This is a genomic window from Streptomyces sp. NPDC008086, assembly GCF_042957325.1.
In the GTDB taxonomy this organism is placed as follows: Bacteria; Actinomycetota; Actinomycetes; order Streptomycetales; family Streptomycetaceae; genus Streptomyces.
Genome location: NZ_JBIBIA010000008.1, coordinates 21,353 through 42,259 on the forward strand (window position 1 = coordinate 21,353; position 20,907 = coordinate 42,259).

Sequence of the window (20,907 nt, forward strand, 5' to 3'; positions counted from 1 at the left end):
GCGGATGCCCGAGGCGCATGAATGAGGGGGCCCCGCCCTACCCGCGCGCGGAGCCCCCTTTTGTTCAGAGCAACCTCACCCCAGGTCGCCGGCCGCGGTGAGTTCAGCGAGCCGGACCAGGGTCCGTACCGCGCTGCCGGTGCCACCCTTCGGCGTGTACCCGAAGGGGCCGCCCTCGTTGAACGCCGGCCCCGCGATGTCCAGGTGCGCCCAGGTGATCCCCTCGCCGACGAACTCCCGCAGGAACAGCCCGGCGACCAGCCCGCCACCCATCCGCTCACCCATGTTGGCGATATCGGCGGTGGGCGAGTCCATCCCCTTGCGCAGATGCTCCGGCAGCGGCATCGGCCACGACGCCTCCCCGACCTCCTCGGCCGCCTCCACGATCGCGGAGCGGAACGCGTCGTCGTTGGCCATGACACCGAACGTCCGGTTCCCCAGCGCCAGCACCATCGCACCGGTCAGCGTCGCCACGTCCACGATCGCGTCCGGCTTCTCCTGCGACGCCGCCCACAGCGCGTCCGCGAGCACCAGCCGGCCCTCCGCGTCTGTGTTGAGGACCTCGACGGTCTTGCCGCTGTACATGCGCAGCACGTCACCGGGGCGTACGGCGGAGCCCGAGGGCATGTTCTCGGCCAGGGCCAGCCAGCCGGTGATGTTGACCTGGAGGCCGAGGCGCGCGGCGGCCACGACGGCGGCGAACACGGCGGCGGCGCCGCTCATGTCGCACTTCATCGTCTCGTTGTGCCCGGCCGGCTTCAGCGAGATGCCGCCCGAGTCGTAGGTGATGCCCTTGCCGACGAGGGCGAGGTGCTTGTCCGCCTTGGAGTGCGTGTACGACAGCTTGACCAGCCGCGGAGTGGCCGCCGAGCCGGAGCCGACGCCCAGGATGCCGCCGTAGCCGCCCTTGGTCAGCGCCTTCTCGTCGAGCACCTGCACCTTGATGCCGTGCTCCTTGCCGGCCGCCGTGGCGATGGCGGCGAAGGACTCGGGGGTGAGGTCGTTGGGCGGGGTGTTGATCAGGTCGCGGGCGCGGTTGAGCTCCTCGACGACGGCGGTGGCACGCTCCAGCGCGGCCTTGTGCTCCTTGTCGCGGGGCTTGCCGCCGAGCAGCGCGGCCTCGGCGAGCGGGGACTTGCCGTTCTTCGCCGAGGCGTTCTTGCCGTTGTCCTTGTACGCGTCGAAGGAGTACGCCCCGAGCAGCACGCCCTCGGCGACGGCGCCGACGTCACCGGCGTCGCCCAGCGGCAGCGCGAACGCGGCCTTCTTGACACCGGCGAGGGCGCGGGCGGCGACACCGGCGGCCTTGCGCAGCGCCTCACCGTCGTACTCGGCGTCCTTCTCCGGCGCGGCACCCAGGCCCACCGCCACCACGAGCGGGGCCTTGAACCCGGCGGGCGCGGGGAGCTTCGTCACCTCGCCCTCGGCACCCGAGGCGCCGAGGGTCTCCAGGACGCCGGCGAGCCTGCCGTCGTACGCCTTGTCCACGGCCTCGGCGCCCGGTGCGACGACCGGGCCCGCCGCCTTGGAGCCGGCGCCCTTGGCGACACCGATCACGATCGCGTCGGCGCGCAGGCCGGGCGCCGCGGCGGTGCTGAGAGTGAGAGCAGTCACGGTGGTGAAATCTCGCTTCCGATGTGAAGTTTGCGATGGCCGAAAACGTGTGGGTCGACCGGGCCCGACGGCCGACCCTATTTCCGACCCACGGACGCGGTCTCGACGGGTGCGGTTTCAGCGGGGCCTTCCCCGGCACGGCGAACACTCGGCACGAGCCTACGCTCGTGTGAGCGTTCGCTCATTCCTGCGGTCGTTCACCCGTCGGTGGCGTCACGGTCATTTCTTGATCCTCCGCCTCGGTGAGCTGAGTCACACTCATCTGGTTCCGGTGAGTGGTCAGCTTGCCGGTTTGCATGATTTCCACGGATCCTCCGCCGTTTCACCGCAAGCGGCCACAAGGGGATCTTCTGGGGGGAAGGGGCGACCAATGGCGCAGAGTGCGCACAGATGGAGAAACTCGGCCGCTGTCGTGGCGGCCACCGGTCTGCTGGCGCTGGGCCTGGGAGTGCCCGGCGCCACGGCCGCCGCGCAGCCGCGGATCGATCTCAGGGTGCTGGTCGTGGACAACGGCGACAGTCCCGTCCGGGCGATCATCGCCCAACTGAAGAGCACCGGCATCCCGTACACCACCGTCGACCTGAACGACGCGAACCGCCCGGCCATCACGGCCACGTTCCTCAGCGACACGGTGAACGGCACGCCCCGCGCCAAGTACCAGGGCGTCGTCCTGCCCAACGAGGCGCCCTTCGGGGAGGGGTCCGCCGAGCAGACCGCACTGGAGAGCTACGAGCGGACCTACGGCATCCCGCAGGTCGACGCCTACACCTGGGCCCACCCCGGCGTCGGCCTCGACTACACCAGCGAGGGCGGCTGGACCGGCTCCCTCGACGGGCACGAGGCGGCCGTCACGGCCGAGGGCAGGGCGGGCTACTTCGGCTATCTCGACGGCGCCCTCACCTTCGAGGACAACGACCCGGCCGTACTGGAGAGCTACGGCTTCGTCGCCCGGCCCCGCGCCGGCTTCACCAGCTACGTCGACGCCCCCGTGCCCGCCGGCTCCGGACGCGGCAGCCTGATCGGCGAGTACAGCCACGACGGCCGCCGCGAGCTCGTGGTGACCTTCGCCTACAACGAGTACCAGCAGCAGTTCCGGGTCCTCGCCCGCGGCATCGTCGAGTGGCTGACGCAGGGCGTGCACCTGGGGCAGGCCCGCAACTACTTCGCGGTGCACGTCGACGACGTCTTCGCGTCCGACGCCCGCTGGGACACCGAACGCAACTGCACGCCCGGCGACATCGACTGCGTGGGCGGCCCCGGCGAGGAGGTCCCGCCGATCCGGATGACCGCCGAGGACGCCGTCCACGCCGCGCAGTGGCAGCGGCAGCGCGGCTTCAAGCTGGACATGGTCTACAACGCCGGCTCCGGCGAGGAGTGGAAGAGCGAGAACGGCGGCACCGACCCGCTCGCCGACCGGCTGCTCGCCGACAAGGCGCAGTACCGCTGGATCAACCACACCTACACGCACCCGTTCCTCGGCTGTGTCCAGGACACCTCGACCGTCCCGTGGAGCTGCGCCAAGAACGCCGACGGCTCGACGAAGTACATGAGCCGCGCCGACATCTCCGCGCAGATCCGCGACAACCACAACTGGGGCGTCGGCAAGGGGCTCCCCCTCGACCGCACGGAACTCGTGACCGGCGAGCACTCCGGCCTGAAGACCCTGCCGCAGCAGCCCGCCGACAACCCGAACCTGGCCGGCGCCCTCGCCGACAACGGCGTCAAGTGGATCGCCTCCGACAACTCCCGTGAGCCCGCCCAGCGTTCGGTAGGCGCAGCCCGGACCGTGCCCCGGTACCCGATGAACGTCTACTACAACGTGGGCACCGAGGAGGAGATGGTCGACGAGTACAACTGGATCTACACCTCCACGGCCGACGGCGGCAGCGGCATCTGCGCGACCAACCCCGCCTCCACCTGCCTGGACGCCCCCCTGGACCCCGCCACCGGGTACGGCGCGTACATCGTCCCGCTGGAGGCCCGTACCGCCCTCGGCCACGCGATCAGCAACGACCCGCGCCCGCACTACGCCCACCAGTCCAACCTGGCCGAGGACCGGACGCTCTACCCGGTCCTGGACAAGGTCCTCACCGACTACCAGTCCCTCTTCGCCGACAACACCCCGGTGGAGAACCTCGCCCAGAGCGCCATCGGCACCGAACTCCAACGCCGCGCCACCTGGCAGACCGCCGTTGCCAACGGCTCCGTCACGGCGTACCGCATCGGCAGGACGGTCACCGTCAAAGCGCCCAACGGGACACTGATCCCCGTGACCGCTCCGGAGGGCACGACCAAGCAACTCCTGCTCGGAACCTCCGCGTTCGGGACGCCGTACGCGGGCAGCCGCTCGGCCTGGACCAAGCCAGAGCTTCTGCAAAGCGCCATCACCTTGAAGTTGCCGTAGGGCATCGCCCCGCTTCTTGGGGGCGCGGGGCAGTTCTGGACTTGCGGCCACCGCCGCGTGGGCGCGACCAGCCACGACGCGGCGGTGGCCGGGGTCCGGGCAGCAGTTCCCCGCACATCATCCGCACAACAGGGGGAAGCGCAGCCATGCCTACCGGCCGCCACGTCACCATGCTCACCGAAGGCACCTACCCACACGTCCACGGCGGAGTCAGCACCTGGTGCGACCAGCTCGTCAAGGGCATGCCCGAGGTCGACTTCCACATCGTCTCGCTCACCGGAACCGGCCGCGAACCGGTCACCTGGGAGCTTCCACCCAACGTCCACCGGCACACCTCCGTACCGACCTGGGGCCCGCGTCCAGGGCACAAACGGCCTCCGTACGGCAGGTCCCGGCGCCGTTTCCTCAACGCCTACGAGCGTCTCCTGCTCTCCTTCCTGGACCCCGACGCGCACTGCGACTTCGGCGAGGCCCTGGACGAGCTGGCCGAACTCGCCCGCGACGGACGGCTGTCGGCGGCTCTGCGCACCGAGTCGGCGCTGCGGTCGCTGATGTGGATATGGACGATGCCGCATCTGCCGACCGCGGCCGCCGACCCGACCGTCCACGACGCGCTGACCGCTACCGACCTGCTGGAACACGCCCTGCGCCCGCTCGGGATCAGGATCCCGGAGGATTCGGTCGCCCACGCGGTGAGCAGCGGCCTCGCCACGCTCCCCGCGCTCGCCGCCCGCAGACTGGACGGCGTGCCGTTCCTCCTCACCGAGCACGGCATCTATCTGCGCGAGCGCTACCTCGGGTACCGCAGCGACGCCCAGCGCTGGCCCGTGAAGGCGTTCATGCTCGGCTTCTACCGTGAACTGAATGCACACGGCTACCGCACGGCCGACCTGATCACACCGTGCAACCAGTACAACCGCCGTTGGGAGGAGCGCGGCGGCGCCGACGCCGACAAGATCCGCACCGTCTACAACGGCGTCGACCCGCACGCCTTCCCGCATGCCGGCCCCGAACCCGACGTCCCCACCCTCACCTGGTGCGGCCGCGTCGACCCCATCAAGGACCTGGAGACCCTCCTGCGGGCCTACGCCATGGTCCGCGCCGAACTCCCCGAGACCCGACTGCGCCTGTTCGGCCCCGTCCCGCCCGGCGGCGAGGCCTACCGCACCACCCTGGAGAAGCTCGCCGCCGAACTCGGCGTGACGGACGGCCTGACCTTCGAGGGCCGCATCAGCGAGGTCTGGCGCGCCTACGCCGCCGGTCACGTCGTCATGCTGTCGTCCATCTCCGAAGGCTTCCCGTTCTCCCTCATCGAGGCCATGTCCTGCGGCCGTACGACCGTCTCGACGGACGTCGGGGGAGTGCGCGAGGCCGTCGGAGACACCGGCCTGGTCGTCCCGCCGCGCGAACCGGAGAAGATGGCGGCCGCCGCCCTGACCCTGCTCCGCGACGACGAACGACGCCTGGAACTGGGCGAGTCGGCCCGACAGCGCGTCATCGACCGCTTCACGCTGCGCCGCTCCGTGGACAACTTCCGGGCGATCTACCAGGAGCTCTCGGGCAGCTCCGAGGTCTACGAGCCCACGCTCGAGACGGTCGCCGACTGGACCCTCGAACTGCGCGACCCCTGGTACGAGAAGGTCGCCACGGACGGAATGGGCTGGTGAGCGCCGGCCTTGGGATGCCGCCCGGCACCCGCACCGACCCCCTGCCCGCCGTCCCAGGCCGGCGCACCACCCCCAGCTGGGCGCGGCCCGACCCCCTCGACGAACTCGCCGAACGCCTCGACGACTTCATAGCCGCCGCCGTTCACCCGGACGAGATCGCCGCGCTGCTGGAGTCCGACGGCCTGTCCGACGACCAGATACGCGAGCGCTACGGCCTGAAGGACTCGTTCGCCCTGGCGGAGGAGCTGTACGAACGCGTCGAACGCCGCCACCCCGAGCCGGCCGGCCCGGCCCACGCCCCCTGGCGCACCGGCCTGCTCGCCTGCCTCCTGCGCGGCGTGGTCTTCGCCCTCCCCGGCCTCGGATACGTCCTCGGCGCCCCCTTCCTCACCGGCCCACGCGACGACTTCGACCTCCCCGCGGGCACGGTCCCGCTGCTCGTCGGCGCCCTGGTCGGCTGGACGTGGAACCAGGGGCTCGCACACCGGGCGTACTCCTGGCTGGGGCTGGGGGACCGACGGTCCGCCCGCCGCGCGTTGCTGCTGGGCGCGCCGGCGGGCGCCCTCCTCGGCATTCTGCTGCCCCTGGCCGTGGCGGGCACCGCCCACCCCTCCGCCCTGGCTTTCACGGCCGGCCAGTCGATCTACCTGGCCGCGGCGACGGTACTGCTGGTACTTGGCCGCGAACGGGCGCTGCTGGCAGCCCTGTTGCCGATGGCGGCAGGAGCAGCCGTGACGCCGGTCCACCCGCTGCCCGACACCGCACGACTCACCCTTCTCTTGGGTTCGCTGGCAGTGGTAGCCCTTCTAGGCCTACGAGAAGTGGCACTCCCTAAGGGGCGCGGGGAACTGCGCGACCAGCCACGGCACATCCGCAGCCGCCAAACGACAACAGGCCCCCCTCTCCCAGGCTCCCTCCCCTACGCCGTCTTCGGCCTGGCCACAGGCACACTGGTCCTCCACGCAGCCCTCGAAGACGCCCTCGCCGCCGTAGCCCTCACCCTCAGCATGGGCCCCGCCGAATGGCTCCTGTACCGCTTCCGCAGCGCATCCCTCACCGGCCTGCGCTCCAGCGGCACCCCCAGGGCGTTCCGCCACACCACGGCACGAACGCTCACCGAATGCCTCGCCGCCTACCTGACCGCCCTCCTCGCCCTCACCCTCCCGACCGGCATCACCGGCATGCACCTGGCCGGTCTCCTCCTCCTCGGCGTCGTCCTGTGGACGGGCCTGCTGCTCCAGTCCTTCGGCGCGGTACTCGGCACGACGACGATCTGCTGCGTGGCCGCCCTCGCCCAGACGGTCGCCCTGGTGACGCACACAGGCAGCCCGCACTGGATCGCCCTGACCGTCCACGCGTCGGCCGCGGTGGCCCAGACCGTCCTGGTCTGCGCCCTGTTGGGGAGGGTGACGGCCCACCGATGAACGACCTGCTGGTCCCCTACTACGAGCACCCGTCCGCCCGCCCCGCCGAATGGGACGCCATCATCGCGGCCGCGCCCCGCCTCCACGGCGTCGTCCTGAACCCGGCCAGCGGCCCCGGCGAGACGCCCGACCCGGCGTTCGCCGAGGTCGCGGGCAGGCTGCGGCGGGCGGACGTCCGGGTGCTCGGCTACACCGACACCGACTACGGCCGCAGACCCCGGGCCGATGTCGTACGGGACCTCGTACGGCACCGGGACTGGTACGACGCCGACGGAGTCTTCCTCGACCAAGTCGCCTCCGGCCGCGAGGAGTTCCCGTACTACGAGCGCCTCGCGACGGCCGCCCGGGACGCCGGTCATGGCACGGTCGTCCTCAACCACGGCACCCCGCCGCACCCCTCGTACGCCGGGATCGCCGACGTCCTGGTCACCTTCGAGGGCACCTGGAAGACGTACACGGGGACGCGATCGCAGCAGTGGCGGGGCGGTGGTACGGGCGTACGGCTGTGTCATCTCGTCCACGGCGTCCCCGCCGGAGTCGACCTGGCCGGAGCGGCCCGGGAGCGCGGGGCCACCGTGTACTGCGGGGTGCCGGGGACCGGGGATCATCCTTGGGGTACGTTGCCGCACGCTCTGGAGCCCACCCTGTGAGACGCGTTCTGCCGCTGGTCGCCCTGTTGTCACTGCTCGCGGGCTGTACCGCGGGGCCCGCCGAGGACGACGAGCCGAGCGGCCACCGCTGGCAGCCGCGCCCCGGCACGGCCTGGCAGTGGCAGCTCAGCGGCCGCCTCGACACCTCCGTCGACGTGCCGGTCTACGACATCGACGGCTTCGACCACTCGAAGGCCACGGTCACCGGGCTGCACGGCCAGGGCCGCAAGGTCGTCTGCTATCTCTCCACCGGCGCCTGGGAGGACTGGCGCCCCGACGCCGGGAAGTTCCCCAGGTCGGTGCTCGGCAAGGGCAACGGCTGGGAGGGCGAGCGCTGGCTCGACATCCGGCGCACGGACGTCCTGGAGCCGTTGATGGCGGACCGGATCGACATGTGCCGCGACAAGGGCTTCGACGCGGTGGAGCCGGACAACATGGACGGCTACCGCAACCGCACCGGCTTCCCGCTGAAGGCCGCCGACCAGCTCCGCTACAACCGCCTCGTCGCGAGGCTGGCCCACGAGCGGGGCCTGGCGGTCGGCCTCAAGAACGACCTGGACCAGATCCCCGAACTGGTCGACGACTTCGACTTCGCGGTCAACGAGCAGTGCGCCCAGTACGAGGAGTGCACGACCCTCAGCCCCTTCGTGGAGGCGGGCAAGGCGGTCTTCCACGTCGAGTACGAGGTCCCGACGCGCGACTTCTGCGGTCAGTCGCGCCGTCTGAAGCTGAGTTCGATGCTGAAGAAGTACGAGCTGGGGGCGTGGCGCCGGGCGTGCTGAGGACCCGGGCGGACCGGCGTCAGCCCAGGGTCAGCACCACGAGCGCGGTGGTCGCCGCCGTCTCCGCGAGGCCGCCGAAGACGTCGCCGGTGACGCCGCCGAAACGGCGCGTGCAGCGCCGGAGCAGCAGCTCGGCGGCGGCCAGCGCGGCGAGGACCGCCAGGGCGGTGCGGGCGATGTCGTACGCCCCGAGGAGCGCCCCCGCCGCCGCGGCGAGCCCGGTCACCGCCAGGGCGACGGCCACCGCGGCCCGTACCGGGACGACGCCGGCGACCGCGGCCCCCAGCCCCTCCGGCCGGGCGGCGGGCACGCCGGTGCGGGCAGCGAGGGTGAGCGCGAGGCGGGCGGCGACGGCCGAGACGACGGTGGCGAGGGCGCCCCGGGCCCAGGAGTCGTCGTACAGCCGGGCCAGCGCGGCCACCTGCGCGAGCAGCACGAACACCAGCGTGATGACCCCGAAGGGGCCGATGTCCGACTGCTTCATGATCCGCAGCGCGTCCTCGGCGGGCTTGCCGCTGCCGAGCCCGTCGGCGGTGTCGGCGAGGCCATCGAGATGCAGCCCACGGGTGAGTACGGCGGGGACGGCGGCGCCGGCCACGGCGGCGAGGAGGGGGCCGGCGCCCAGGAACAGCAGCACGAGCGCGGCGAGGGCGGCACCGCAGCCGAGGACGACCCCCACCAGCGGGGCGCACAGCATTCCGCCGCGCGCCGCCTCCCGGTCCCAGCGGCTCACCTTGACGGGGAGGACGCTCAGGGTGCCGAAGGCGAAACGGAGGCCGTGAGGGGGCGGCGGGGTCATGGACACGTCGGCAGGGTAGCCCGGACGTCCGCTCCGCCAGGCGGCCCGTCCCCGACCCGGACACACTGAGACCATGGGTGACTGGTGGCAGCGCAACATCGTCGAACCGGGGAAGCTTCCGCTGCTCCTGGCCCTGACCGCCTTCGTGATCACCTTCCTCGTCACCCGCGTCATCACCCGCATGATCCGCGCGGGCAAAGGACCGTTCCGCAACATCGAGACCGGCTCCGTCCACATCCACCACGTCGTCCCCGGGATCCTCCTCACGGTCATCGGCGGCTTCTGCGCGGTGGCCAGCGGTCAACGGGGCTTCGGCTCGGCCGTGGCCGCGGTGGTCTTCGGGATCGGCGCGGGACTCGTCCTGGACGAGTTCGCGCTGATCCTGCACCTGGACGACGTGTACTGGACCGAGGCGGGCCGCAAGAGCGTCGAGGTCGTCGTGCTCACCGCCGCCCTGGCCGGCCTGTTCCTCCTCGGCTACGCGCCCTTCGGGGTCAACGACCTCAGTGACGACGAGCTCCAGAACCGCGGCACGGTGCTCAGCACGATCGCCGGGAACTTCTTCGTCGCCCTGATCGCCCTGTTCAAGGGCAAGGCCCGGATGGCGATCTTCGGAGTGGTCATCCCCTTCGTCGCCCTGTTCGGCGCCATCCGCCTGGCCCGGCCCGTCTCCCCGTGGGCGAAACGCTTCTACCGGCGCCGTCCGCGCGCCCGCGCCAAGGCCTGGCTGCGCGCCTACCACCACGACAAACGCTGGCTCGGGCCGAGCCGCAAACTTCAGGACTGGATCGGCGGCGCCCCCGACGTGGACCCGCCCCGGGCCCTGGAACGCCGCTGACGCACCGCCGACACGGCGCACAGCACCAGCACCGCCGCGACGGCCGCCAGGTGCTCCTTTCCGGCGAGGTTGTCCTTCAGCGCCACCTCGACCACCATCGCCACGATCACCACGGCGGCGGTGACGTACGCGCCGTAGCGCCACCCGAGGAAGACCGCCAGCCCCACCACGGCCGCCGACGGCCCCGTGTCCACGACCCGCGCGTCCGAGGCGGGCAGCCCGATCGGGTGGTCCGGGCCGAGCGCGATGCCCACGCGCGCGTACAGGGTGCCGGCGAGGGTCGCGACGTAGGCGATGACGAGCGTCCGCCACCAGCCCAGACAGAGCTCGGCGATCCCGAACACCACCAGGATCTGCGCGAGCGCGCCCCACACCGGCAGGTCCAGGGCGGGCACGAACAGGGACAGCGGCGTCCGCGCGAGCGCCGGCCACAGCGGGTCCTCGGCGCGGACGGCCCCGAGGTCCTGGACGGGCCGATACCCCCAGGACTGGTTCTGCACGATCTGCACGAGCCCCGTCAGACAGACGGCCCCCAGTGTCATCGGCACGGCCGCCCACCAACGCCGACCGGCCGACGCCCCCCGAACGGCGAGGTACAACGCCCCCCACTCGGCACGGATCCAGCGACCGAGGGTGTCAGCTCTCACGAGTGGGGATCATATGCCGACAATCAGGGCGAATCGCCCTCCGGCTCGGACATGGACTTCTCGTCCGCCGACGTCTCCGAGCCCGACGTCTGCGGGTGGTCCTCCGGCTTCTCCGAGATCGCCGGCTTCTCCGGGAGCTCCGCGGCCAGTGCCGCCGCGGCCTGGACCATCGGCAGGGCCAGCAGACCCCCGGCACCCTCGCCGACCTGCACGCCCGGGTCGAGCAGCGGCTCCAGGGCCATACGGTCCAGGGCCTTCGCCTGCCCCGGCTCCCCGCTGTTGTGGGCGGCCAGCCACCAGTCCGGCGCCCGGAACGCGATCCGCTGGCCCACCAGCGCACAGGCGGCGACCACGACCCCGTCCAGCACGACCGGCAGCTTCCGTACCGCGCTCTGCAGCAGGAAGCCGGTGATCGCGGCCAGGTCCGCCCCGCCCACCGTCGCGAGCAACTGCAACTGGTCCCCGAGCACGGGCCGCGCCCGGCGCAGCCCGTCCCGGATCGCCGCGCACTTGCGCATCCACGCCAGGTCGTCGATGGCCAGCCCGCCGCGCCCGGTGACCACCGACGCGTCGGTCCCGCACAGCGCGGCGACCAGCACCCCGGCCGCCGTGGTGCCGCCGACGCTCACATCGCCGAGCACCACCAGATCCGTACCGGAGTCGGCCTCCTCGTCGGCCACCGCCACCCCGGCCCGGAAGGCCGCCTCTGCCTCCTCGGGCGTCAGCGCGTCCTCGACGTCGATACGTCCGCTGCCGCGCCGCACCCGATGCCGTACGACCGCCACCGGCAGCGACTCCGGGTCGCAGTCCAGCGCCATGTCCACGACCCGCACCGAGACCCCGAGCCGCCGCGCGAGCACCGACACGGGCCGGCCACCCTCGAGGATCTCCCGCACCAACTCCCCGGCGCTGCCCGCCTCGCGCGCCGACACGCCCAGCTCGGCGACCCCGTGGTCGCCGGCGAACAGCACGACCCGCGGCTGTTCGATCGGCCGCACCGGCACGGCGGACTGCGCGGCGGCCAGCCACTCACCCAGGTCGTCGAGGCGCCCCAGCGCCCCCGGCGGCACGATCTGACGCTCACGGCGCGCCTCTGCGTCACGGCGTACCCCTCCGTCGGGGCGCTCGATCAGATCAGTGAAGTCGTCGAGATTAAGCGAGCTCATTCGCCGAACAGTACCGGCACCGGTCGAACAGAACAGCGCCACATGGCCCCCACGGGCCCCGCCACGTCACCACCGCATCCGTGTGACGTCGTTGCACCCCGGATCGGCATCCCATACGTTCCGTTTTGCCGTGGATTGTCGGGGCATGGTCCGGGCATGCTCGCACCGCCCGCCGTACCCCCCGGGCGTACGCCCCCGCCGTACGCCCCTCGCGCCCGGGAGCCGCTCATGACCACGACCGCACCCTCCGAACGACACCGCGCCGACTGCGCGTTCACCCTCGCCGCCTGCCGGGAGCTGCGCTTCGTCCCCCGGCACCTACGTCTCACCCGGCTGCCCCACCGCCGACTGAGAGCCGCGGCCCGCGCCGCCCTCCCCTTCCCCGAGCCGGAGAGCTGGCTGGACGTCGGCACGGGCTTCGCCCGCTTCCCGGAAGCGGCCAAGGAACTCTTCCCGTACACGGCGTTCGACGGCCTGGACCTCACCCACCGCGTCCTGGACGCCCGCGTCGCCGAACGGGTCGAGGAGGCCCACGTCGGCCACCTCACCGACCCCCGCATCACGGCCCGGCTACGCGCCCGCTACGACGTCGTCAGCATGTTCCGCCACCTGGAACACGCCCCCGACCCCCGCGCCGAACTCCGCGCCGCCCTCACGGTCCTCCGCCCCGGCGGCCACCTCCTCCTCGAACTCCCCAACCCCCGCAGCCTGTTCGCCCTCCTCCTGGGCCCCCTCTGGATCCCGCACAGCCGCCCGGGCCACCTCCACCTGATGCCCCTCGACACCCTCTGCGAGGAACTCGAACTCCAGGGCTGCACGATCATCTCCACCGACCACCGAGCCCCCCACATTCCCTACGACATCGCCGCCACGACGTCCCTGACCCTGACCCGCCTGCTGCCCTCCTTGCTGGCGAGAGCGGGCTCCCCCCTGGTGGCGGTGGCGTGGGCCCTCGACCACCTCCTTGCCCCCTTGCTGTGCCGCACCCGTTATGCGAACGCCTACCGGATCATCGCCCGCAAGGAGCAACCTGAGCTTTGAAACGCCGGTGCCAGCAGCGCCCTCAAGGGGCGCGGGGCTGTATCGATATGCGGCTCCGCCGCGTGGGCGCGACCAGCCACAACGAACCCGCACCCGCCCAAGGACGACTCGCGGCACCCCCGTAGGCGAACTCACCCCCGAAGCACAACAGCCTGCCCCGCCACCACCAGCACCACCTGCTCGCACTCCGCGGCAAACGCGGCATTCAACCGCCCCAACTCATCCCGATACCGCCGCCCGGAAGCCGTGGCCGGCACAATCCCCGACCCCACCTCATTGGACACGGCGACAACGGTCCGCCGAGTCGCCCGCACCGCCTCCGTCAACCCCCGCACCCGCTCCCGAAGCGCCTTCTCCCCACCCTCCGCCCACACCGCGTCATCCCAAGCCCCGGCGGAGTCCATCGCATCCGTCAGCCACAGCGACAGACAGTCGATCAACAACGGCGCCCCCTCCTCGGCCAGCAGCGGGAGCAGATCGCACGTCTCGGCCGTACGCCACGACCCCGGCCGCCGCTCCCGATGCACCGCGACCCGCGCCGCCCACTCGGTGTCCCCACCCCGCGTGCCCCCCGTCGCCACGTACAGCACGTCCGGGAACGCCTCCAGCCGCCGCTCCGCCTCGACCGACTTCCCCGACCGGGCCCCGCCCAGCACCAGGGTCCGGCGCGGCACGTCCGGCACGTCCTCGTACGCCCCCACCACCAGCGTCGTCCCGTCCGGCACCGCCCGCGCCCCCGCAGCGGCCAGCCGCCGCCGCAGCTCGGCGCCCGGCGGGGCGTCGTGGTCCAGGTGCACGGCGACGACATCCGTGGTCGGCCCGAGCGCCCCCACCGCCCGCAGCTTGGCGAGCGCGTCCGGCCGCCCCACGACGTCGGCGACCACCATGTCGTACATCCCGACGGACCCGTTCTCCAGCCCGGCCGGCGCGCCCCCCGGCGGCAGGTACAGCAGCCGCTGCCCGTCCGGCCCGGTCACCGCGTACCCGGTGCCCGGCGAGTCCATCGCCACCGCCCGCACCCGATGCCCGGTCAGCAGCGCCAACTCCCGCCCGTCCGGCACCCGCCCGGGCTGCGGCACCCCGGCCGGCACCTCGACGGCGGGCCCGTCGTGCGGATGCGACAGCAGCACCTGCCGTACGTTCCCCAGCGAACGCCCGGCCCGCGCCGCCGCGAACGCCGCACCGGGCGTCAGATCCAGCAGCAGCGCCCCGTCCACGAGCAACGCGGTCGCCGCCCGCGCGTCACCGCCGAGCGCGCTCGCGCACGCCGCGCACGGACAGTCGGGGCGGGGGAGTCCCGCGGGGGCACCGGTGCCGAGGAGAGTCAGTTCCACAGACTGATTTTCGCGTGTCCGCGCAGGTCTCGCGCATCCGACTAGGCTCTGGGCAGGAGCCGGACCTTGATCCGGCCTTTGCTCTGCACGTGCTGACACCTTGGAGGCGTACATGGCGGCATGGACGTGGCGGTTCGAGAAGGCCGACGGGGCGGAGGTCCAGCCCGCGGTGCAGCCCGAGGAGTTCACCACCCAGGGGGACGCCGAGTCATGGATCGGGGAGCACTGGAAGGCACTTCAGGAGGGCGGCGCGGACCAGGTCCGGCTGTTCGAGGACGCCAGCGAGATCTACGGCCCGATGAGCCTGCACGCCGAGGCATGAGCCGACGGGGCGAGGGTGGCCGTACGCCCTCGCCCCGCTCTCCCGCTCACCGTGCCCGTGCGCACCACGTCACTGCTCACCCAGCGTCACATCCACTGTCTTCTCACCGCCGTTGCGGCGGTACGTCACCGTCGTCCGCTCACCCGGCTGCTCGGCGGCCAGCGCCTCGGCCAGGGAGGTGATGGTGGTGATGTCCTCGTCCCCCAGCCGGGTGATGATGTCCCCGCGCTCCAGACCGGCCCGGTCGGCCGCCCCGCCCGCCAGTACCTCGACGACGGCCACGCCCGCCGCCTGGTAGTCGTCGTTCACGACCGTACGGCCGGTGATGCCGAGCGCCGCCCGGCCCGAGTCGGTGACCCGGCCGTCCTTGATGATCTGGTCGGCGATCGACTTCACCGTCGACGCCGGGATCGCGAACCCGATGCCGGGCGCCGCACCCTCCCCGAGACCGGGGTCGACGGCGGCCAGGGTCGGAATGCCGATGACCCGGCTGTCGAGGTTCACCAGGGCGCCACCGCTGTTGCCGGGGTTGATGGCGGCCGACGTCTGCACCATGTTGGCGATGGTCGCGCCCGTACCCCCGTTGCCGCTGCCCTCGGTGACGGTCCGTCCGGTCGCCGAGACGATGCCCTGCGTCACGCTGGAGGCCAGCCCGAGCGGCGAACCCATGGCCAGCACGATCTGCCCGACCACCACCTTCGACGAGTCCCCGAACTCCGCGGCCTTCAGCCCGCCCGGCGCCTTGTCCAGCTTGATCACGGCGAGGTCCTGCTCCGGGTACGAGGAGACGAGCCGCGCGGTGAGCTCGTCCTCGCTGTTGGCGGTCGTCACCCGGAACGTCCGCTCGTCCCCGACGACGTGCGCGTTGGTGACGATGTGCCCCTGGCCGTCGTAGACCACGCCCGACCCCAGGTCGTTCCTGGCCCGGATCTGCACGACCGACGGCAGGACGTCCTCGATCACCTGCAGATAGCCGTCCTGGAGGTCGTCGACCGCGCCGACCGCCTTCGGTACGGCCGCCTGTCGCGTCGAGTCCTCGTTCCCGCGGGTCGCCGAGGAACCGGAACAGGCGGCGAGCAGGCCGAGACAGCAGAGGAGGACGGCGACGACGGCCGGGCGCCGGGCACGGAAACGGCGAGCATCCATGCCCCGAGTCTCACCGCCGGGCCGGGACGAGGCCCGTCCTGCTCACCCGAACGGGATCGAACGGGGGCGGACGGGATCAGCCGCGCACCCCGCACAGATGCAGCAGGGCCGCCACCCCGCGATAGGGGTCCGTCTTCCCGGCCCGCTCCTCGACCGCCAGCAGCGCCTCCACGTCCGCCGGGATCTCCGTCCCGTCGGCCGCGGTGTCGGTGAACACCCGCACGCCGTACCAGGCGTGCAGCGGCGCCGCGATCCCGGCGAGCGTCGCCGTCAGGTCCGCCAGCCGGTCGGCCCGTACGTCCAGCCCCAGCCGGTTCCGGTAGGCGGTCGTGTCGAAGGCGGCCAGCGTCCCCGCCCAGTCCCCGGACAGCCCCGGCCGCATGGCGAGCGCGTCGCCGTTGCGTACCAGCAGCGACAGCAGGCCGCCCGGCGCGAGCATCCGGGCCAGCCCGGCCAGCAGCGGATCGGGCTCCTCGATGTACATCAGCACGCCGTGGCACAGCACGACGTCGAAACTGCCCGGCAGGAAGTGGACGCCGGTGTCGCGCCCGTCGCCCTGGACGATGCGCACCCGCTCCCGGATGCCCTCCGGCTCACCGGCGAGCTCCTCGCGGGCCGTCGCGATCATCTTCGGGTCCTGCTCGACGCCGGTCACCTGATGCCCGGCCCGGGCCAGCCGCAGCGCCTGCGTGCCCTGGCCCATCCCCACGTCGAGCACCCGCAGCCGCTGCCCGACCGGGAACCGCCCGGCTATCTGCTCGTCGAGCTGGCGGCCCACCAGCTCCTGCCGTACGACATCACGCAGCCCGCCCAATGTGCTGAGCCACGCGTCCGCCGCACCCCCGGAAAAAGCGGTAGCGCTCAGGGCCGCTCTCCGCGCTTGACCTGAGGCTTCGGCAGCCGGAGCCGGCGCATCTGCAGGGAGCGCATCAGCGCGTAGGCGACGGCGCCGCGCCGGTTGGTGTCCGGGAAGCGCTCGGCGAGCCGCTTCTTCAGCCGGAAGCCGGTGACCACCGAGTCGAGCACGATCAGCACGATCACGACCAGCCACAGCAGCAGCGCGATGTTCTGCAGCGCGGCCACCTGCACCATGCTCAGCACGAGGATGACCACGGCCATCGGGAGGAAGAACTCCGCGATGTTGAAGCGCGAGTCGATGAAGTCACGCGCGAACTTGCGGACCGGACCCTTGTCACGGGCCGGCAGATACCGCTCGTCGCCCCCGGCCAGCGCCTGGCGCTGCTTCTCCAGCGCGGCCCGGCGCTCGTCGCGCTGCCGCTTGGCGGCCTCCTTGCGCGACGTCGGCGTGTTGGCCACGCTGCGGCGCTGGGTCTGGGCCTCACTGCGCTTGGGCGTGGGGCGGCCCTTGGGGGCCTCGGGGTGGCGGGTCTGAGTGGAGTCGGTCACCGGCGCCTTGTCGGCGTCCTGGGCCTTCTCTTCCTTGGCACGGCTACGGAACACAAAACCCAAGGGTACGGGGTGCCGGGGGTTGGACCCCAGCCCGGCCGGGAACGATCCGGCAACACCAGTCGTCGTAGGGGGACAGAGGGGACGTTGCAGACGGTTCGTCCTCACGGCGCGGAGTCACCCGGCAGCCACCCGGGAGTCACCTACTCCTTACGCCGGAGCGGGACCGTCAGCAGTCGTCCTTGGGGATGAGCGCATCCGTCCCCGAACAGTGCGTCAATGGATGCAGGGCCCGTACTGTGGGTTCTGTCGCAGAGCTGGAGCTGGACGTCAGAAGGGGGCGCGCGAAGCCCATGAGCGGTGTCATGAAGCGTATGGGGATGATCTTCCGCGCGAAGGCGAACAAGGCCCTTGACCGGGCCGAGGACCCGCGCGAGACCCTCGATTACTCGTACCAGAAGCAGCTGGAGCTGCTCCAGAAGGTCCGCCGCGGCGTCGCCGACGTGGCCACCTCGCGCAAGCGCCTGGAACTCCAGCTCAACCAGCTGCAGTCGCAGTCCACCAAGCTGGAGGACCAGGGCCGCAAGGCGCTCGCGCTGGGCCGTGAGGACCTGGCCCGCGAGGCGCTCTCGCGCCGGGCCGCCCTCCAGCAGCAGGTGACGGACCTGGAGACCCAGCACGCGACCCTCCAGGGCGAGGAGGAGAAGCTCACCCTGGCGGCCCAGCGCCTCCAGGCCAAGGTCGACGCCTTCCGCACCAAGAAGGAGACGATCAAGGCCACGTACACCGCGGCCCAGGCCCAGACCCGGATCGGCGAGGCCTTCTCCGGCATCTCGGAGGAGATGGGCGACGTCGGCCTGGCGATCCAGCGGGCCGAGGACAAGACGGCCCAGCTCCAGGCCCGGGCCGGCGCCATCGACGAACTCCTCGCCTCGGGCGCCCTCGACGACCAGTCCGGCATGCACAAGGACGACATCCAGGCCGAGCTGGACCGGCTCTCCGGTGGTACGGATGTAGAGCTGGAACTGCAGCGCATGAAGGCCGAGCTGGCTGGGGGCACCTCCCAGGCTATTGGCACTGGGGGAGGCTCGGCCGGCGGCCAGCAGGCCATCGAGGGCGGCGACGGCCAGTCGCAGTCCCAGCAGCAGCCGCAGGACACCCCGCGCTTCGACAAGCAGTAGCCGACGGCCGGGGCCCACGCCGAGGAGGCGAGATGGGCGACATGATCGTCCGGATCATGGGCGAGGGACAGGTGAAGCTGTCCGACAGTCACCTGCCCGAGCTGAACAAGCTCGACGACGAGCTCCTGACGGAGATGGAGAACGGCGACGGCCCCGGCTTCCGCCGCACCCTCACCGCCCTCCTCACCAAGGTCCGGGAACTGGGCGACCCCCTGCCCGACGACTCCCTGGAGCCCTCGGAACTGATCCTGCCGTCGCCGGACGCGACGCTGGAGGAGGTCCGGGAGCTGCTGAGCGACGACGGCCTGATCCCCGGCTGACCGGAGGGGGCGGAAGCCCCAAAGGGGCGCGGGGCTGTATTCGATCTGCGGCTACCGCCGCGTGGGCGCGACCAGCCCCCACCGGCCGTCAGCCGCACAACGACCACCGGGGTCCGGGGGCGGCAGCCCCCGGTCGACGCGCACCCCAATGCCGGGCACACACCACAAGGAACCCCAGTTGGCCCCCGTTCCAAGCCCCGCAGGGAACCGCCTCCGGCGTCACCTCAAGGCGCACCCCCTGGCACTGGACGCGGCGCTCGCGGTCGCCGTGCTGGCCTGCATGGTCGCCGGCTCCTTCGTGGACCCGCACGGGAAGAACGAGGTCACCTGGGCCCTGCGCACTCCCGACGCGCTGAGCCTGCTGCTCATCACCCTCGGCGCCGCGGCCCTCGTCTTCCGCCGCCGCGCCCCCATGACGGTCCTCGCCCTCACCGGCACCGCCTCCGTCGTCGAGTCCGTCACCGGCGACCCCCGCGCCCCCGTCGCCATGTCCGCGGTCATCGCCCTCTACACCGTCGCCTCGACCACCGACCGCCCCACCACCTGGCGCGTCGGTCTGCTCACCATGACCGTCCTGACCGGCTCCGCGATGCTCGCCGGCCCCCTGCCCTGGTACGCCCAGGAGAACCTCGCCATCTTCGCCTGGACCGGCATCGGCGCCACCGCGGGCGACGCGGTCCGCAGCCGCCGCGCCTTCGTCGCCGCCATCCGTGAACGCGCCGAACGGGCCGAACGCACCCGTGAGGAGGAGGCCCGCCGCCGCGTCGCCGAGGAGCGCCTGCGGATCGCCCGGGACCTGCACGACGTCGTCGCCCACCACATCGCCCTCGTCAACGTCCAGGCCGGCGTGGCCTCCCACGTCATGGACAAGCGCCCCGACCAGGCCAAGGAGGCCCTGGCCCACGTACGCGAGGCCAGCCGCTCCGCGCTCAACGAACTCCGCGCGACCGTCGGCCTGCTCCGGCAGTCCGGCGACCCCGAGGCCCCCACCGAACCCGCCCCCGGCCTCGACCGCCTCGACGAACTCGCCGGCACGTTCCGCAGCGCGGGCCTCCAGGTGGAGATCGCCCGCGCCGACCAGGGCACCACGCTCCCCGCCGCCGTCGACCTGGCCGCCTACCGGGTCATCCAGGAAGCCCTCACCAATGTGCAGAAGCACGCCGGCGCGGAGGCGAAGGCCGAGGTCAGCGTCGTCCGGGTGGGCCCGAACGTCGAGATCACCGTCCTCGACGACGGAGCCGGCGACGACGAGAGCGTCGAGGGCGGCGGCCACGGACTGCTCGGCATGCGCGAGCGCGTCACCGCCCTGCGCGGCACCCTCACCACCGGCCCCCGCTACGGAGGCGGCTTCCGCGTCCATGCGATCCTGCCGGTCAAGAGCCGCACCCGCGCCGCGGACGACGCCGTCTGACACCCCGAGACGCGGTACACCGCCACTGACCTGCCCCCCCACAGACGAGGACCCCGCATGACCATCCGCGTCCTGCTCGCCGACGACCAGGCCCTGCTGCGCAGCGCGTTCCGGGTGCTGGTCGACTCCGAGCCCGACATGGAGGTCGTCGCCGAGGCCTCCGACGGCGCGGAGGCGGTGCGGCTGGCCAAGGAGAAGCGGGCGGACGTCGTCCTGATGGACATCCGGATGCCCGGCACCGACGGCCTCGCCGCCACCCGCATGATCAGCGCCGACCCGGCCCTCGCCCACGTCCGCGTCGTCATCCTGACCACCTTCGAGGTCGACGACTACGTCGTGCAGTCGCTGCGCGCCGGCGCTTCCGGCTTCCTCGGCAAGGGCTCCGAACCCGAGGAGCTGCTCGCCGCCATCCGCGTCGCGGCAGGCGGCGAGGCCCTGCTCTCCCCGGCCGCCACCAAGGGCCTGATCGCCCGTTTCCTCGCCCAGGGCGACGGCGCGGACGACCGTGACCCGGCCCGCGCCGAGCGACTCGACGCCCTCACCGTCCGGGAGCGCGAGGTCCTCGTCCTGGTCGCCGGCGGGCACTCCAACGACGAGATCGCCGAGCGGCTGGCAGTCAGCCCACTGACCGTGAAGACGCACGTCAACCGGGCCATGTCCAAGCTGGGCGCCCGCGACCGGGCCCAGCTCGTGGTGATCGCGTACGAGTCTGGGCTGGTACGTCCAAGGGTGGAGTGACCTCGAAGCGGCGTAC

At 72.2% G+C, this 20,907-nt stretch carries 21 protein-coding genes; 12 read left to right on the plus strand and 9 right to left on the minus strand.

Annotated elements, in window-relative coordinates:
- Positions 1-75 precede the first annotated feature (75 nt).
- Together ACFZBP_RS27530 and ACFZBP_RS27535 are read right to left on the minus strand one after the other, a co-directional pair.
- The gene (locus ACFZBP_RS27530) at positions 76-1,614 is read right to left on the minus strand and encodes a leucyl aminopeptidase (protein WP_391416962.1); all 1,539 of its coding nucleotides are present in this window, start codon (positions 1,612-1,614) and stop codon (positions 76-78) included.
- A gap of 181 nt (positions 1,615-1,795) precedes the next feature.
- On the minus strand, positions 1,796-1,921 hold the full coding sequence (locus ACFZBP_RS27535) for a hypothetical protein (RefSeq protein ID WP_391416964.1): 126 nt from the start codon (positions 1,919-1,921) through the stop codon (positions 1,796-1,798).
- Positions 1,922-1,984: 63 nt separating this feature from the next.
- On the opposite strand from ACFZBP_RS27535, the gene ACFZBP_RS27540 reads away from it, so the two are divergent.
- The 5 genes from ACFZBP_RS27540 (at position 1,985) to ACFZBP_RS27560 (ending at position 8,541) form a co-directional block, all read left to right on the plus strand.
- A complete protein-coding gene (locus tag ACFZBP_RS27540) occupies positions 1,985-4,018 on the plus strand; it encodes a hypothetical protein (RefSeq protein ID WP_391416967.1) in 2,034 nt (677 codons plus the stop codon).
- Between the two features lie 146 nt (positions 4,019-4,164).
- Complete coding sequence (gene pelF, locus ACFZBP_RS27545) at positions 4,165-5,685, plus strand: GT4 family glycosyltransferase PelF (RefSeq protein WP_391416969.1); 1,521 nt, start codon at positions 4,165-4,167, stop codon at positions 5,683-5,685.
- Between the two features lie 14 nt (positions 5,686-5,699).
- The gene (locus tag ACFZBP_RS27550; RefSeq protein ID WP_391417592.1) at positions 5,700-7,109 is read left to right on the plus strand and encodes a hypothetical protein; all 1,410 of its coding nucleotides are present in this window, start codon (positions 5,700-5,702) and stop codon (positions 7,107-7,109) included.
- Positions 7,106-7,759, plus strand: coding sequence for a spherulation-specific family 4 protein (locus tag ACFZBP_RS27555; RefSeq protein ID WP_391416971.1), 654 nt, complete (start codon positions 7,106-7,108; stop codon positions 7,757-7,759). The genes ACFZBP_RS27550 and ACFZBP_RS27555 overlap by 4 nt, the downstream gene beginning before the upstream one ends.
- On the plus strand, positions 7,756-8,541 hold the full coding sequence (locus ACFZBP_RS27560; RefSeq protein WP_391416973.1) for an endo alpha-1,4 polygalactosaminidase: 786 nt from the start codon (positions 7,756-7,758) through the stop codon (positions 8,539-8,541). Before ACFZBP_RS27555 ends, ACFZBP_RS27560 begins: the two co-directional genes overlap by 4 nt.
- A 19-nt stretch (positions 8,542-8,560) precedes the next feature.
- Here ACFZBP_RS27560 and ACFZBP_RS27565 read toward each other — a convergent pair whose 3' ends face one another.
- A complete protein-coding gene (locus ACFZBP_RS27565; RefSeq protein WP_391417594.1) occupies positions 8,561-9,340 on the minus strand; it encodes an adenosylcobinamide-GDP ribazoletransferase in 780 nt (259 codons plus the stop codon).
- Between the two features lie 73 nt (positions 9,341-9,413).
- On the opposite strand from ACFZBP_RS27565, the gene ACFZBP_RS27570 reads away from it, so the two are divergent.
- Positions 9,414-10,178 (plus strand): hypothetical protein, encoded by a 765-nt coding sequence (locus ACFZBP_RS27570; protein WP_383444331.1) that lies wholly within the window; start codon positions 9,414-9,416, stop codon positions 10,176-10,178.
- Here ACFZBP_RS27570 and ACFZBP_RS27575 read toward each other — a convergent pair.
- Entirely contained in the window at positions 10,118-10,825 is a 708-nt protein-coding gene (locus ACFZBP_RS27575) for a hypothetical protein (RefSeq protein ID WP_391416975.1), read from the minus strand. The genes ACFZBP_RS27570 and ACFZBP_RS27575 overlap by 61 nt on opposite strands.
- A 23-nt stretch (positions 10,826-10,848) precedes the next feature.
- Positions 10,849-11,991: a nicotinate-nucleotide--dimethylbenzimidazole phosphoribosyltransferase gene (gene cobT, locus ACFZBP_RS27580; protein WP_391416978.1), complete on the minus strand. Its 1,143-nt coding sequence runs from the start codon at positions 11,989-11,991 to the stop codon at positions 10,849-10,851.
- A 228-nt stretch (positions 11,992-12,219) separates the two neighbouring features.
- Between cobT and ACFZBP_RS27585 the strand changes: the two genes are divergently transcribed.
- Positions 12,220-13,032: a methyltransferase domain-containing protein gene (locus ACFZBP_RS27585; RefSeq protein WP_391416981.1), complete on the plus strand. Its 813-nt coding sequence runs from the start codon at positions 12,220-12,222 to the stop codon at positions 13,030-13,032.
- Between the two features lie 131 nt (positions 13,033-13,163).
- On the opposite strand, the gene ACFZBP_RS27590 is transcribed toward ACFZBP_RS27585, so the two are convergent.
- On the minus strand, positions 13,164-14,366 hold the full coding sequence (locus ACFZBP_RS27590) for a bifunctional adenosylcobinamide kinase/adenosylcobinamide-phosphate guanylyltransferase (RefSeq protein ID WP_383444343.1): 1,203 nt from the start codon (positions 14,364-14,366) through the stop codon (positions 13,164-13,166).
- A gap of 112 nt (positions 14,367-14,478) precedes the next feature.
- On the opposite strand from ACFZBP_RS27590, the gene ACFZBP_RS27595 reads away from it, so the two are divergent.
- Entirely contained in the window at positions 14,479-14,688 is a 210-nt protein-coding gene (locus ACFZBP_RS27595; RefSeq protein ID WP_217209484.1) for a hypothetical protein, read from the plus strand.
- Between the two features lie 69 nt (positions 14,689-14,757).
- On the opposite strand, the gene ACFZBP_RS27600 is transcribed toward ACFZBP_RS27595, so the two are convergent.
- From ACFZBP_RS27600 to ACFZBP_RS27610, 3 genes are all read right to left on the minus strand, one after another.
- Positions 14,758-15,834: a trypsin-like peptidase domain-containing protein gene (locus tag ACFZBP_RS27600; protein WP_391416984.1), complete on the minus strand. Its 1,077-nt coding sequence runs from the start codon at positions 15,832-15,834 to the stop codon at positions 14,758-14,760.
- 76 nt (positions 15,835-15,910) lie between these two features.
- A complete protein-coding gene (locus ACFZBP_RS27605; protein WP_383444349.1) occupies positions 15,911-16,612 on the minus strand; it encodes a class I SAM-dependent methyltransferase in 702 nt (233 codons plus the stop codon).
- 83 nt (positions 16,613-16,695) lie between these two features.
- Positions 16,696-17,334: a DUF3043 domain-containing protein gene (locus ACFZBP_RS27610; RefSeq protein WP_383445666.1), complete on the minus strand. Its 639-nt coding sequence runs from the start codon at positions 17,332-17,334 to the stop codon at positions 16,696-16,698.
- 281 nt (positions 17,335-17,615) lie between these two features.
- Here ACFZBP_RS27610 and ACFZBP_RS27615 point away from each other — a divergent pair, with 281 nt between their 5' ends.
- The 4 genes from ACFZBP_RS27615 to ACFZBP_RS27630 all read left to right on the plus strand — a co-directional run bounded on the left by ACFZBP_RS27615 (position 17,616) and on the right by ACFZBP_RS27630 (position 20,891).
- Complete coding sequence (locus ACFZBP_RS27615) at positions 17,616-18,422, plus strand: PspA/IM30 family protein (protein WP_383445669.1); 807 nt, start codon at positions 17,616-17,618, stop codon at positions 18,420-18,422.
- A 41-nt stretch (positions 18,423-18,463) separates the two neighbouring features.
- Positions 18,464-18,742 carry a hypothetical protein gene (locus ACFZBP_RS27620; protein WP_383445672.1) on the plus strand — a complete coding sequence of 93 codons (279 nt, stop codon included), beginning with the start codon at positions 18,464-18,466 and terminating at the stop codon, positions 18,740-18,742.
- 178 nt (positions 18,743-18,920) lie between these two features.
- On the plus strand, positions 18,921-20,153 hold the full coding sequence (locus ACFZBP_RS27625; protein WP_391416987.1) for a histidine kinase: 1,233 nt from the start codon (positions 18,921-18,923) through the stop codon (positions 20,151-20,153).
- 57 nt (positions 20,154-20,210) lie between these two features.
- Positions 20,211-20,891: a response regulator gene (locus ACFZBP_RS27630; RefSeq protein WP_383444355.1), complete on the plus strand. Its 681-nt coding sequence runs from the start codon at positions 20,211-20,213 to the stop codon at positions 20,889-20,891.
- Positions 20,892-20,907 lie beyond the last annotated feature (16 nt).

Excerpts from the sequence above, each read along its gene's own strand:
- ACFZBP_RS27600 (WP_391416984.1), bottom strand. The coding sequence starts at position 15,834 with ATGGATGCTCGCCGTTTCCGTGCCCGGCGCCCGGCCGTCGTCGCCGTC.
- ACFZBP_RS27540 (WP_391416967.1), top strand. The coding sequence starts at position 1,985 with ATGGCGCAGAGTGCGCACAGATGGAGAAACTCGGCCGCTGTCGTGGCG.
- ACFZBP_RS27570 (WP_383444331.1), top strand. The coding sequence starts at position 9,414 with ATGGGTGACTGGTGGCAGCGCAACATCGTCGAACCGGGGAAGCTTCCG.
- ACFZBP_RS27630 (WP_383444355.1), top strand. The coding sequence starts at position 20,211 with ATGACCATCCGCGTCCTGCTCGCCGACGACCAGGCCCTGCTGCGCAGC.
- ACFZBP_RS27615 (WP_383445669.1), top strand. The coding sequence starts at position 17,616 with ATGGGGATGATCTTCCGCGCGAAGGCGAACAAGGCCCTTGACCGGGCC.
- ACFZBP_RS27550 (WP_391417592.1), top strand. The coding sequence starts at position 5,700 with ATGCCGCCCGGCACCCGCACCGACCCCCTGCCCGCCGTCCCAGGCCGG.
- ACFZBP_RS27595 (WP_217209484.1), top strand. The coding sequence starts at position 14,479 with ATGGCGGCATGGACGTGGCGGTTCGAGAAGGCCGACGGGGCGGAGGTC.
- ACFZBP_RS27565 (WP_391417594.1), bottom strand. The coding sequence starts at position 9,340 with ATGACCCCGCCGCCCCCTCACGGCCTCCGTTTCGCCTTCGGCACCCTG.
- ACFZBP_RS27620 (WP_383445672.1), top strand. The coding sequence starts at position 18,464 with ATGATCGTCCGGATCATGGGCGAGGGACAGGTGAAGCTGTCCGACAGT.
- ACFZBP_RS27555 (WP_391416971.1), top strand. The coding sequence starts at position 7,106 with ATGAACGACCTGCTGGTCCCCTACTACGAGCACCCGTCCGCCCGCCCC.
- cobT (WP_391416978.1), bottom strand. The coding sequence starts at position 11,991 with ATGAGCTCGCTTAATCTCGACGACTTCACTGATCTGATCGAGCGCCCC.
- pelF (WP_391416969.1), top strand. The coding sequence starts at position 4,165 with ATGCCTACCGGCCGCCACGTCACCATGCTCACCGAAGGCACCTACCCA.
- ACFZBP_RS27585 (WP_391416981.1), top strand. The coding sequence starts at position 12,220 with ATGACCACGACCGCACCCTCCGAACGACACCGCGCCGACTGCGCGTTC.